Genomic DNA, 12,427 nt, shown 5'->3' on the forward strand with positions numbered 1-12,427 from the left:
TCGATATCTCTCTATCAGTCTGATACTTAACTGCTTTTCACTCGCGTATTTCTAACCAACCTTGCCTTCGGGCGGAAATAACGCATTCTCAGGCGATTAAAAATACAAAGTGACAAACTGACAACCCCTTAACTCCTGCAGTATGAATAATGTAGGATACGAGGCTAACCTGTATTATTCATAGTGTAAGTACTTCGTTTATGACGAGACACTTATGTATAATGCAGGCTAAATAATATCGAAAGTATCGAAGATGCGGAATAGTTCCTCTTTTGTTTCGGCACGCAGCATGGCGATACGCGTTTCACGGAAGTTGGGTATTCCTTTAAACAAAGGACTTGCGGCGAGGTGGCGGCGTACATGCAGGATGCCGCGGCGTTCGTCCAGGAGGTTGACGCTGTCTTCTACTTCCTGCCGCAGTACGTTCAGTCTCCACTCGGCGCTCAGCGGGGGAAGCTCTTCTCCGGTATCCAGGTAGTGCCTCACTTCCTTGAATATCCACGGTCGGCCGAAACTGGCGCGTCCTATCATAATGGCGTCCACGCCGTAAAGGTCGAAACACTCTTTGGCTCTTTGAGGGGTGGTGATGTCTCCATTTCCTATAATGGGGATGTGCATCCGTGGGTTTTTCTTTACTTCGCCGATAAGAGTCCAGTCTGCTTCACCGGTGTACATCTGCGCACGGGTGCGACCGTGGATGGTGAGGGCGGCAATGCCGCAATCCTGCAACTGTTCGGCAAGTTCTACTATGATTTTGTGGCTGGCATCCCAACCCAGGCGGGTTTTCACGGTGACGGGTATCTTAACGGCATCTACTACGGCACGGGTAATTTCCAGCATCTTGGGTATGTTTTGCAGCATACCTGCTCCCGCACCTTTGCCTGCTACGCGCTTCACGGGGCATCCGAAGTTTATATCAAGAATGTCCGGGCACGCTTTTTCTACGATACGTGCGGCTTCCACCATCGTTTCCGTATCTTTTCCATATATCTGTATGGCTACCGGACGCTCTTCATCGCTGATGCTCAGCTTCTGCTCGGTCTTGCTGACGGAACGTATCAGGGCATCGCTCGATACGAACTCCGTGTACACCATATCGGCGCCGAACTTCTTACACATCAGTCGGAATGCGGGGTCGGTAACGTCTTCCATCGGGGCTAAGAGGATGGGGCGTTCGCCCAGGTCTATGTGTCCTATCTTCATGAACTAAATGAACTTAAATACTATTTCGCTGTAAAATTCAGGGGAGATTCTTGTAATACTGATGAAACCATTCATAGTCCATCAACAGATTCCAATAGAATTCACTTTCTGCGTATTTCTTATAATTAACGGATACTTCACTCCACCGCTTCACTGCAAAGGTTTTTATAATTGCTACTTGTCTACATCTCTCATCCGCGCTTTGTACGAAAGATGAAAGAAGTTCTTGTCGCTGAATCAAATGCCATAAATGCCTGATTTCAATCAATCGGTCATGATTAAGTTGCAATTGCTTAATGGTATCTTTATATTCAGAGTTGTTATTAATAGCATACATGCGTCCATTTACCAGATAGCCAACCAACGACATGCACTCTTGCATAAGCATTAAAGGCACAATACGGGTATTGCCCCTTTTACCGTTGCAAAAGCAACAACTGTCATTGTTTTCGACGGCTATTCCTGTGCAAGAAGCTACCAGATTGGCATGGGCTACTACATGAGGTTGTTTCATCAAGTCTGTTTTTGAGGGCAACGGTTTATGGGTTTTAAAAACATCCACATGCTCTACTCGATTAGCCAGTACGGGTGCATATTTGGTGTATGGAGTTATGTCACTATCGCATTGCTGGGGTATAACGTGCTCGATAGTAATGTTTTTGCCTCTTATTAGCCTCATGCAGTAACAGCAATAGTCATCTTGTTCCTTGCGCATTATCTCGACTATTTTGTCCGAACCATCAACAGAGTCTCTCCTGTATTTAGGCTTTCTGAAGTCTTCGTAAGTCAGTCCGATGTATTCATTGTCAATCGCATTCCATGCCTCTTGTAAGAAAGGGTAAACAATGTCCAAAGCTTCCTCTGAATATGTCTCTTTATTTATGTACTTCATACTTCAAGCTCTTAGCTATTGCTTTCAATCTCTTTTTCGATTTCTTTTTCGATACGGGCAATATCAGCTTCGTTATTCCCCATTAAGGCTTGTATTTCCTCGAAAACGGCTTTTGCTTCTTCTTCGTACCCTTGTACTTTCAGAACTATGTAATCATCAATCAGCTCTTTAAGCTCACCATTGCGAGCAGGTGTTTGCATGACATCAGAAATAGTTGTATTATAATCAACGCCAAACATGTTAGGTAATTCCACAGGAAATGCTTTATTCTCATTCATTCTCAGAACGATGCTTCCCGACCGTCCGTTATTTGCATTCAGATTGGTTATTACTAATGCTGAATGAGAAGAAACAATAAATTGTATTTGCGGAAATGTACGGTTTAAACGTTGCAACACGCTTTGTTCTAGCGTAGGGTGCAAATGAAGATCAATTTCATCTATGACAACAATACCTGTCGGTTCCACTTCTCCATTGAGTATATATGCTCGATAAGCGGTATCAAAAACAATAGAAAACAAGCGTTTATATCCAGCGGGTAAGTTTTCGAAAGGTATCAAATCGCCGTTCTTCCGCTTTATCACCAATACGGGTTCTTGTCCTCGATAATCTCCCTGCAAACCTTCTACTTCAAAACCTGCGGATCCCTCGCTCTCGTCTTCTTTAGAAAATTCAATCAACCTATTATTAATGAAAGACATTTCTCTTTGCAATGGTTCAAGGAAAAGGTCAATACTTTTATAGTTAGATTCATCTACGGCATTCCCTTTGGCGGATTCCGCTTCCAGCTTGTTCCTCATTGCAAGCAAAGGAATTGAATTTACCCAGCAATCTAAAAAACGGATTTGCCAGATAGCGGTGCAAGAAGCTTCTTCGCCCCATTGATAATAACCAAAATTGCGCGGTATCGCCTTGAAAGAAGAGAGTATTCCTTTAGCAAAACTTCCTATTCGGGTATTTATGTGTGGATATGAATCGGAATAATAAGCAAATACAGGTAAAACATCATTCTGCTTGTATTGCTCAATAAAGCGTACATAAGCATCTTTATATTTGGAGGGAAACAGCGAATTTGAAACGGAACGTTTATAAAGTTCCCATTCTATATTTTCGTTATTCGCCAAAATAGCCTGAGCCTTTATGCTCATATAGTCGGCATAACTCCGAGTAGTATTGTTGTAGTATATTTCATTTGTAGCAATGTTGGCCACCTTTAAGCTTGGATTTCCTTCAACAATCAGTTCAGTATCCATACTGCTATCCCTGGTGAAGATAAAACTCAAAGCATTGTGTATGGCATGTATCAAAGAAGATTTCCCCGCTCCGTTCTTCCCTATCAGAACAGTGATGTGTGAAGCGAACTCTATTTCAAATTCTTCAAAACAGCGGAAATTGTTTATCGTCAGTTTCCTTAATTTCATGGCTAACTATATTTATTGAACACAAAATTACAATAAAAAATCCATTTGAGACACAAAAAAGCCTACCTTTGTATCATTCATTTATTTAACTAATTTAGAATTATGAGAAAAGGTTTGGTTTTAGTGGCAATGTGTGTAGGTATGCTGTTTGTTGCCGCACCTTCGGTATCGGCACAGGAGGTGGATAATGAGTATAAAACGGTTCTGGAAAAAATGCTGGAAGTATCCGGTTCTATAGCATCGGCACAGGCTATGGTACCGCAGATGATTGCTATGTTGAAACAACAGTCACCCTCGGTTTCCACTTCTTTCTGGGATGAATTTCAGAAAAAGTGGGAAGCAAAGTTCGGCAGCCGGTTAGCGGAACTCTATACTCCTATCTATCAGAAGTATTTGACACTGGATGATTTGAAGGGGGTTATAGCCTTCTATGAATCTCCCGTTGGCAAGAAACTGAGTACATCTACCCCTGCCATGATGGCGGAAAGTATGCAGTTGGGACAACAGTTGGGAATGGAAATCGCTACCGAACTGCAACAGGAGTTGGAAGCGCGGGGAAATAAGTGATTAAGTAAACAATGAACTTAAACGATTTCGAAATCATGGCGCCCGTCGGTTCGCGCGAATCGCTTGCAGCAGCTATCCAGGCGGGTGCCGACTCTATCTATTTCGGTATTGAGAACCTGAACATGCGCGCCCGTTCGGCGAATACTTTCACCATTGATGACCTGAAAGAAATAGCGCAAACGTGTGACAGGCACGGAATGAAGAGTTATCTTACCGTTAATACTATTATTTACGATCAAGACCTGGCATTGATGCGCGTCATTGTGGATGCGGCAAAGGCGGCGGGAATTTCGGCTGTGATTGCTGCGGATGTGGCAGTGATGAGTTATGCACGGCAAATCGGTCAGGAAGTACATCTTTCTACGCAACTGAATATTTCAAATGTAGAAGCACTGCGTTTCTATGCACAATTTGCGGACGTGGTGGTGCTGGCGCGCGAGTTGAATCTGGAACAGGTGGCTGAGATTCACCGGCATATCCGTGAAGAGAATATTTGCGGGCCTGGCGGTAAGCCTATCCGTATCGAAATGTTCTGCCACGGTGCACTCTGTATGGCAGTGTCCGGAAAATGTTATCTTTCTCTCCACGAAATGAATCATTCAGCCAATCGGGGTGCCTGTATGCAGGTATGTCGCCGTTCATACACCGTGCGTGATAAGGAAACTGACGTGGAACTGGAAGTAGACAACCAGTATATCATGTCCCCGAAAGACTTGAAGACCATTCATTTCCTGAACAAGATGCTGGATGCCGGCGTGCGGGTATTCAAGATAGAGGGACGCGCCCGTGGACCGGAGTATGTGCGTACGGTAGTGGAATGTTATAAAGAAGCCATTCGTTCTTACTTGGACGGAACATTTACCGATGAAAAGATTGCTGCGTGGGATGAACGCCTCAAGACCGTATTCAACCGTGGCTTCTGGGATGGATATTACTTGGGACAACGTCTTGGCGAATGGACAACGAATTATGGTTCTGCGGCTACGGAACGGAAAATCTATGCAGGCAAGGGTATCAAATACTTCTCGAATATTGGCGTTGCGGAGTTTCTGGTAGAAGCTGCCGAACTGAGTGTAGGAGATAAATTGCTGATTACAGGGCCAACTACCGGTGCGGTATTCATGACGCTTGAAGAGGCGCGTGTGAACCTGAAGCCTGTGCAAACAGTGAAGAAAGGACAGCACTTCTCCATGAAAACAGATAAAATACGTCCCAGTGACAAGCTTTACAAGCTGGTTTCTACGGAAGAATTGAAGAAGTTTAAAGGGATTGATATTGAGAATGAAAGAGGATAAATTGAAATGGTAAAACTTGCAAACCAAGCATAATGATGAACTATATTTTTGAGCTCCCAATGAAGGTGCGCGATTATGAGTGCGACCTGCAAGGTATCGTAAACAATGCAAACTATCAGCATTACCTGGAGCATACACGACATGAGTTTTTGTCGTCGACAGGTGTCAGCTTCGCTAAATTGCACGAGCAAGGGGTAGACCCGGTGGTTGCACGAATCAATATGGCATTCAAGACTCCTTTGAGGAGTGGCGATGAGTTTGTTTCCAAGCTGTATATGAAGAAAGAAGGTATTAAATATGTATTCTATCAGGATATTTTCCGGAAGAGTGATGATAAGGTAGTTGTTAAAGCGGTAGTTGAAACAGTCTGCTTAGTCAACGGAAGTTTGGGCGACAGCGAACTGTTTGACCGGATCTTTGCGCCCTACCTCACCATTAATCATTAATCACTTACCCCTGATCATTAATCACTCACCCCTAACGACTAACTATCGTGAACAACGATGAACGTATTTGCAGTATAGCCCTCACACTATGTCCCGGCATTGGACACATCGGGGCTAAGCGATTAATTGAAGGCATGGGTAGTGCCACTGAAGTTTTTCGCCGGCGCCGGGAACTACCCGAACTCCTTTCCGGTGTAGGACCCGCTGTGGTTGCAGCTCTTGATAACCCTGCCGCTTTTCTGCGTGCCGAACGCGAAATGGAATTCGTGGAAAAGAACAGGTTAACCTGTCTTACGCTGAAAGACGAGACTTACCCTTCCCGTCTCCGCGAGTGCGAAGATGCTCCGGTAGTCCTGTTTTTTAAAGGTAATGTCGATTTCAACCGTCTTCATGTAATTGATATGGTAGGTACACGCCGTGCCACGGAATACGGTAAACAATTCTGTACCGATTTTCTGCGCGACTTGTCCGCCCTCTGTCCCGATGTATTGGTTGTGAGTGGTTTAGCTTATGGCATTGATATCCATGCTCATCGTGCAGCTTTAGCCAACAGTCTCACCACTGTAGCCGTGCTTGCTCACGGACTGGATCGTATCTATCCCTTTGTTCATCGCAAAACAGCCATTGACATGCTGCCGAATGGCGGACTGCTTACTGAATTTCTTACTGAAACCAACCCCGACCGTCACAACTTTGTCAGTCGTAACCGCATTGTGGCAGGTATGAGTGATGCGACAATCGTTGTGGAATCTGCCGACAAGGGTGGCTCTCTTATTACGGCAGATTTGGCAGTGGGTTATCACCGTGATTGCTTTGCCGTTCCCGGTCGTGTTACTGATGCTTCGTCCGCGGGTTGTAACCAACTGATACGCGATAATAAAGCCGCCCTTATCCAGTCTGCCGAAGACTTAGTCCGGGCAATGGGCTGGGATGCCGGAAAGCAACCGGCTAAGATGGAGAATGTTCAGCGTTCTCTCTTTCCTGAACTGTCGGAAGAAGAGGAGAGTGTTGTCCGCGTTCTTACCCGTCAGGGTGACTTGCATGTCAACATGTTGGTAGTGGAGGCCGACATTCCGGTAAACCGTATGACGGCGTTATTGTTCGAACTGGAGATGAAAGGTGTGGTGCGGGCAATGGTAGGGGGAGTATATCATCTGTTGATGTAGAAGAGGAAACAAAAATCCCCTGCCGGACATACCGGCAGGGGAACTGATATTAATCAAATAAGTATGCCGCTGAAGTTAGTCTTTAATCTTCGCAAGAATAAAGTCACGGTTCAGACGGGCAATGTTGCTGATAGAAACATTCTTCGGACATTCGGCCTCGCAAGCGCGGGTGTTGGTACAGTTACCGAATCCCAGTTCGTCCATCTTGCTCAACATGGCCTTGGCGCGGCGCAATGCTTCGGGCTTACCTTGAGGCAGCAGGTTCAGTTGGCTTACCTTGGCTGAAACGAACAACATGGCAGAACCATTCTTACATGCAGCCGCACAAGCACCGCAACCGATGCAGGAAGCGGCATCCATAGCCTCGTCGGCAACAGGTTTCGGAATCAGGATAGCGTTGGCATCCTGGGGAGAACCTGTACGTATGCTGACGTAACCACCGGCTTGCATAATCTTGTCATAAGCCGTACGGTCGACCATCAAGTCTTTAATTACCGGGAAACCGGCCGAGCGCCAGGGTTCAACCGTAATGGTATCGCCATCGTTGAAGCGGCGTATGTACATCTGGCAGGTAGTGGCGCCTGTTGCCGGGCCGTGCGGGTGTCCGTTGATGTAGAGCGAACACATNNCAGATACCTTCGCGGCAGTCATGGTCGAATACCACCGGTTCTTTACCTTCGGAAATCAGTTGCTCATTCAAGATATCCAGCATCTCGAGGAATGAAGTATCACCGGAGATATCTTTCATTTGGTATGTTTCAAAAGCGCCTTTTGCCTTTGGACTTTTCTGGCGCCATACTTTCAGTGTGAAACTTATATTTTTATCCATTTTCTTTAATTCTTTAAAAGTTCAACTTCCCGATTAGCTCTTATAGTTACGAGTCTGTACCTTGATTGCTTCGTAAACCAGCGGTTCTTTCAGCAGCACAGGAGCTTTCTCGTCGGTGCCTTGATATTCCCAGCAAGCAACGTAGAAGTAGTTTTCATCATCACGTTTTGCTTCGCCTTCCTCAGTCTGGTATTCTTCGCGGAAGTGTCCGCCGCAACTTTCATTACGGTTCAGTGCATCATAAGCCACGAGTTCACCCATGATAATGAAGTCGTACAGACGGATGGCTTTATCCAGCTCTACATTCATACCTTCTTTATCTCCCGGAATGAACAACTCCGTTTCAAATTCCTTGCGGATATCTTTCAGCTTGGCAATACCGGTCTTCAAACCTTCTGCGGTACGTCCCATACCTACATATTCCCACATCACATGACCCAGTTCTTTATGGATGGAGTCTACAGACTTCTTACCTTTTATGTTCATCATCCAGTTAATCTTATCCTGAATGGCTTTTTCTGCTTCTGCGAACTCAGGCAGATCAATAGAAAAGCGAGGTACTGTAATCTGGTCTGCCAGATAGTTCTGGATAGTATAAGGCAGTACAAAGTAACCGTCAGCCAAACCTTGCATCAATGCGGAAGCGCCGAGGCGGTTGGCTCCGTGGTCGGAGAAGTTACACTCACCGATTGCGAACAAACCTTGTACGGAAGTCATCAATTCATAATCCACCCAGATACCGCCCATTGTATAGTGAATAGCCGGATAAATCATCATCGGATTATAATATTTCACACCGTCAATTTCTTTTGCCAGTTCGCCCGGGTTAACGTCGGTGATTTCCTCATACATATCGAAGAGATTGCCATAACGTTGAAGAACAATGTCAACACCTAAACGGTTGATAGCCTCAGAGAAATCGAGGAATACTGCCAAGCCTGTATTGTTCACACCGAAACCTGCATCACAGCGTTCCTTAGCGGCACGACTGGCAACATCGCGCGGAACTAAGTTGCCGAATGCCGGATAGCGGCGTTCCAGATAATAGTCGCGGTCTTCTTCGGGAATATCGCTTCCCCTGATTTCACCCTTCTGGAGTTTCACGGCATCTTCCGGTTTCTTTGGAACCCAGATACGACCATCGTTACGCAGAGACTCTGACATCAAAGTCAGCTTGGACTGCTTGTCACCATGGACAGGAATACAGGTGGGGTGAATTTGTACATAAGCGGGGTTAGCAAACCAAGCGCCCTTGCGGTAGCAAGCTACGGCAGCCGTACAGTTACAGGTCATTGCATTGGTAGAAAGGAAATAAGCGTTGCCATAACCGCCGGTAGCGATAACTACGGCATGGGCGGCAAAGCGTTCCAGTTCACCGGTAACAAGGTTCTTGGCAATGATACCGCGTGCACGTCCGTCAATGAGAACAACATCTTGCATCTCATAGCGAGTGTACAGCTTTACAGTACCTACATTAACCTGACGACTCAATGCGGAGTAAGCGCCCAACAGCAATTGCTGGCCGGTTTGCCCCTTAGCATAAAATGTACGTGATACCTGTGCACCACCGAAAGAACGGTTATCCAGCAGGCCACCGTATTCGCGGGCAAAAGGAACACCTTGCGCCACACATTGGTCGATGATGCTGTTAGACACTTCCGCCAAACGGTAAACGTTGGCTTCGCGTGCGCGATAGTCGCCACCCTTTACCGTATCATAAAACAAACGGTAAACAGAGTCGCCATCGTTCTGGTAATTCTTAGCGGCATTGATACCACCTTGCGCGGCAATAGAGTGCGCACGGCGCGGAGAGTCCTGGATGCAGAAGTTAAACACTCTGAAACCCATCTCACCAAGTGAAGCGGCGGCAGACGCACCTGCCAGTCCCGTACCTACTACGATGATATCCAAGCGGCGCTTGTTGGCTGGGTTTACCAATTTCTGGTGAGCCTTATAGTTAGTCCATTTCTCAGCTACCAGTCCTTCCGGAATTTTTGAATCTATCTTAGTCATAATGCTATTTACATTTTAATCGTTTACAATTTACAATTTAGCAAGCAGCGCCGCACATCAATGATTTCGCATAGAACACGATAACCACCAAGGCAAAGCCTATAACAACGATCGTGGAGAAGATATTGGAAATACATTTCCAACGGTCAATCCATACTTTGTTGTTCCATCCCAGAGATTGCATTGAACTCCAGAAGCCGTGAGTCAGGTGGAACCACAACGCAGCGAGCCAAATGAGGTAAAGCACTACGAACACCGGATTGCTGAACGTGTTCTGAATGTGATAAACGCCATCGGCAGCATAAGCCTGAGTCAGCACATCCACATGCATGCCCATTTTGTGCATCACTTCGGGTAACATCATTTTAGACCAGAAATTTACCAGATGCAGTCCCAAACCTACAATGACGATAATACCCAGTACAAGCATGTTCTGAGAAGCCCATTCCACGTTTTTAGGTTTGTCCACAACTGCATAGCGCTCGTTACCGCGCGCTTTGCGGTTTTGCATCGTCAGCCAGAAAGCATAAATGATGTGAATAACGAAAAGAACGCCCAAACCTGCCGTAGCCACCAGCGCATACCAGTTTGCTCCCAAGAACTCACAAACCATGTTGTATCCCTCTGCCGAGATTAATGCAACAAGGTTCATCGCCATGTGAAATGTTAGAAACAGGACAAGGGCGATACCGGTAACGCTCATCACCACTTTCCTTCCTACAGATGAATTACTTAACCACATAAATGATTGAATTTAAATTATTTAATAGTTAGAAAATTTGCTCTTTATTGGAGTATTCTCCTAATATCCCGCAAAAATAGGAGAAATACATTGATTAAACAAGGAATTAAAGAAATAATTCCGTAATTAAGGGAATGGATAGAAATTGACAAGTTGATAGGAACAAGATGGCGGAAGATGAAGAATTCTACTATTCATCCTGTTCTCTTGCCGAATCGTCTCCTTTTTCTTTAATTATAGTGATTTTCTCTCCGCTTGCCGCACGTTTCCGTAATGAACGGGGAGTATCTCCAAAGGAGTCTTTACAGAAATGGGCAAAGTGGGAGAGGGAGTCGAAACCATAGCGTGCACTAATCACGGATATGCGTTGCCCGGTATGTTGGAGGTCGTTCAAAATGCCTTCACGTTTCTTGTCCAGTATCCACTCATATACAGGTACATTATACATATTCTTAAACAGTCGGCGGAATGTGGTAATCGTGTATCCGCCTAAATGGGCAAATTCTTCCACATTTTTCACCTTGTCGTAATTCTGCATAATAAAGTAATGGAAACTTTCCGTATATGTACTAATCGGATAGAAGAAAGCGCTTATCTGGCGCAACGGATAATATAAGGTAAGTATATAGACTAATTCCCGGTATTTGAGTTCCAAGTATTTCTCACAAGGAAAAGGATGTTCATTGAAATAGTCGACAATGTCGTATAATATGCGTTGTAATTTTGCATTGGCAACTAATGGCGTATATGTTAACGGGGCTTCCGAGTGTTCCAGGATTTCTTTATAACGGTCCTCGCAGATTAAAGGAAGTTCAGTAAACCGATATACTATATATTCAACATCTGTAAGTGCTAATAATTCTACTTTTGATCCTATGGCTTGCAGGACACAGTGTTTGCTGCGAAGTGTAGTTCCCGGATACTCGTTACTATTGATCAACATCTCACCTTTTAACATAAAAATTATATAGTTCTGAACACATTTCTCCGCTGAGAAATGCTGTCCCTGAGGATATTGGCGATAAACTAATGACCCTTCTGAAATTTTAGGGCATAGGCTACAGTCTACTTGCGCTGTACAAAGAATGCTTTTTGTCATGATAATACGAGGCAAACAACTAAAAATGTGGCAACAAAGATAGAATAAATTTATGAATATACTAATAATATGAATTATCTTTGCTCCGAACTATTAGAATGATTTTATGAAAAGGGCCATTATTTTTGTATTTTTTGCTTCATTAGTTGTATTCAGTATTTCTGCGCAGAATTGGGATATCAATACTTTGCACAAGGTAAATAGTTGGGATGGTAAGTTTATCCGTAATTATAATAAAATAATTTCCAAGACAGAACCTTATGTCGCTATCGGTATTCCTGTAGCTATGGCAGTAACTGCCTGGATAAGAAATGACCGGGATTTATTAAAGAATGCCATATATGTGGGTACCAGTGTAGCCGGCGCTTTTGTGGTAAGTTACGGAATGAAATACCTTGTTGATCGTGAGCGTCCTTACGACCGTTATCCCGACCTGGTGCATGCCTATAGTTATGAGAGCAGCCCTTCTTTCCCCTCGGCGCACACTGCGACGGCATTTGCACTGGCTACTTCATTGAGTATCAAGTATCCAAAGTGGTATGTGATTGGTCCTTCCGCTTTATGGGCTTGCTCTGTAGGTATTTCGCGTATGAACGAAGGCGTGCATTATCCCACCGATGTATTGGCTGGTGCAGCTATTGGAGCCGGATGTGCAGTGGTGAATGTATACATCAACCATTGGCTGAATAAATGGTTGTTTGGGAATTGACTTTTAGAAGCTGTTTTGAATGTATTCAGTTTTCTTTTAAGAGTT

11 protein-coding genes and 1 pseudogene are annotated in these 12,427 nt (G+C 44.8%); 5 read left to right on the plus strand and 7 right to left on the minus strand.

Going from position 1 to position 12,427, the window contains the following annotated elements; all coding sequences use genetic code 11:
- Positions 1-228: 228 nt before the first annotated feature.
- Genes dusB through B2Z67_RS08905 form a run of 3 tightly spaced genes read right to left on the minus strand, consistent with a single transcriptional unit; the run spans position 229 to position 3,516 of the window.
- Complete coding sequence (gene dusB / locus B2Z67_RS08895; RefSeq protein ID WP_291529470.1) at positions 229-1,203, minus strand: tRNA dihydrouridine synthase DusB; 975 nt, start codon at positions 1,201-1,203, stop codon at positions 229-231.
- Positions 1,204-1,240: 37 nt separating this feature from the next.
- Positions 1,241-2,095, minus strand: a complete 855-nt coding sequence (locus B2Z67_RS08900) for a hypothetical protein (RefSeq protein WP_291529471.1) — start codon at positions 2,093-2,095, stop codon at positions 1,241-1,243.
- An 11-nt stretch (positions 2,096-2,106) separates the two neighbouring features.
- Positions 2,107-3,516 carry an AAA family ATPase gene (locus B2Z67_RS08905; protein ID WP_291529472.1) on the minus strand — a complete coding sequence of 470 codons (1,410 nt, stop codon included), beginning with the start codon at positions 3,514-3,516 and terminating at the stop codon, positions 2,107-2,109.
- Positions 3,517-3,618: 102 nt separating this feature from the next.
- On the opposite strand from B2Z67_RS08905, the gene B2Z67_RS08910 reads away from it, so the two are divergent.
- The 4 genes from B2Z67_RS08910 to dprA are packed head-to-tail and all read left to right on the plus strand — an operon-like array spanning position 3,619 to position 6,990.
- Positions 3,619-4,083, plus strand: coding sequence for a DUF2059 domain-containing protein (locus B2Z67_RS08910; protein WP_291529473.1), 465 nt, complete (start codon positions 3,619-3,621; stop codon positions 4,081-4,083).
- An 11-nt stretch (positions 4,084-4,094) separates the two neighbouring features.
- Positions 4,095-5,378 (plus strand): peptidase U32 family protein, encoded by a 1,284-nt coding sequence (locus tag B2Z67_RS08915; protein WP_291529474.1) that lies wholly within the window; start codon positions 4,095-4,097, stop codon positions 5,376-5,378.
- A gap of 35 nt (positions 5,379-5,413) precedes the next feature.
- Positions 5,414-5,824 (plus strand): acyl-CoA thioesterase, encoded by a 411-nt coding sequence (locus B2Z67_RS08920; protein WP_291529475.1) that lies wholly within the window; start codon positions 5,414-5,416, stop codon positions 5,822-5,824.
- Between the two features lie 47 nt (positions 5,825-5,871).
- Positions 5,872-6,990, plus strand: coding sequence for a DNA-processing protein DprA (dprA, locus tag B2Z67_RS08925; RefSeq protein WP_291529476.1), 1,119 nt, complete (start codon positions 5,872-5,874; stop codon positions 6,988-6,990).
- A 75-nt stretch (positions 6,991-7,065) separates the two neighbouring features.
- Here the strand turns inward: dprA and B2Z67_RS08930 are convergent.
- The 4 genes and pseudogenes from B2Z67_RS08930 to B2Z67_RS08945 form a co-directional block, all read right to left on the minus strand.
- Positions 7,066-7,819 (minus strand): annotated as a pseudogene (locus B2Z67_RS08930) (succinate dehydrogenase/fumarate reductase iron-sulfur subunit).
- A 33-nt stretch (positions 7,820-7,852) separates the two neighbouring features.
- Positions 7,853-9,832 carry a fumarate reductase/succinate dehydrogenase flavoprotein subunit gene (locus B2Z67_RS08935; protein WP_291529477.1) on the minus strand — a complete coding sequence of 660 codons (1,980 nt, stop codon included), beginning with the start codon at positions 9,830-9,832 and terminating at the stop codon, positions 7,853-7,855.
- 37 nt (positions 9,833-9,869) lie between these two features.
- Positions 9,870-10,574 carry a succinate dehydrogenase/fumarate reductase cytochrome b subunit gene (locus B2Z67_RS08940; RefSeq protein ID WP_291529478.1) on the minus strand — a complete coding sequence of 235 codons (705 nt, stop codon included), beginning with the start codon at positions 10,572-10,574 and terminating at the stop codon, positions 9,870-9,872.
- 190 nt (positions 10,575-10,764) lie between these two features.
- The gene (locus B2Z67_RS08945; protein ID WP_291529479.1) at positions 10,765-11,673 is read right to left on the minus strand and encodes a helix-turn-helix transcriptional regulator; all 909 of its coding nucleotides are present in this window, start codon (positions 11,671-11,673) and stop codon (positions 10,765-10,767) included.
- A 106-nt stretch (positions 11,674-11,779) separates the two neighbouring features.
- Here B2Z67_RS08945 and B2Z67_RS08950 point away from each other — a divergent pair, with 106 nt between their 5' ends.
- Positions 11,780-12,382, plus strand: a complete 603-nt coding sequence (locus B2Z67_RS08950) for a phosphatase PAP2 family protein (RefSeq protein ID WP_291529480.1) — start codon at positions 11,780-11,782, stop codon at positions 12,380-12,382.
- Positions 12,383-12,427: the final 45 nt, after the last annotated feature.

It is taken from the genome of Bacteroides sp. UBA939, from assembly GCF_002293435.1.
Lineage (GTDB): Bacteria > Bacteroidota > Bacteroidia > Bacteroidales > Bacteroidaceae > Bacteroides.

What these genes read in the sequence shown, in the direction of transcription:
- dusB (WP_291529470.1), bottom strand. Translation starts at nt 1,203, where the DNA reads ATGAAGATAGGACACATAGACCTGGGCGAACGCCCCATCCTCTTAGCC.
- B2Z67_RS08915 (WP_291529474.1), top strand. Translation starts at nt 4,095, where the DNA reads ATGAACTTAAACGATTTCGAAATCATGGCGCCCGTCGGTTCGCGCGAA.
- B2Z67_RS08940 (WP_291529478.1), bottom strand. Translation starts at nt 10,574, where the DNA reads ATGTGGTTAAGTAATTCATCTGTAGGAAGGAAAGTGGTGATGAGCGTT.
- B2Z67_RS08950 (WP_291529480.1), top strand. Translation starts at nt 11,780, where the DNA reads ATGAAAAGGGCCATTATTTTTGTATTTTTTGCTTCATTAGTTGTATTC.
- B2Z67_RS08935 (WP_291529477.1), bottom strand. Translation starts at nt 9,832, where the DNA reads ATGACTAAGATAGATTCAAAAATTCCGGAAGGACTGGTAGCTGAGAAA.
- B2Z67_RS08905 (WP_291529472.1), bottom strand. Translation starts at nt 3,516, where the DNA reads ATGAAATTAAGGAAACTGACGATAAACAATTTCCGCTGTTTTGAAGAA.
- B2Z67_RS08945 (WP_291529479.1), bottom strand. Translation starts at nt 11,673, where the DNA reads ATGACAAAAAGCATTCTTTGTACAGCGCAAGTAGACTGTAGCCTATGC.
- B2Z67_RS08920 (WP_291529475.1), top strand. Translation starts at nt 5,414, where the DNA reads ATGAACTATATTTTTGAGCTCCCAATGAAGGTGCGCGATTATGAGTGC.
- B2Z67_RS08900 (WP_291529471.1), bottom strand. Translation starts at nt 2,095, where the DNA reads ATGAAGTACATAAATAAAGAGACATATTCAGAGGAAGCTTTGGACATT.
- B2Z67_RS08910 (WP_291529473.1), top strand. Translation starts at nt 3,619, where the DNA reads ATGAGAAAAGGTTTGGTTTTAGTGGCAATGTGTGTAGGTATGCTGTTT.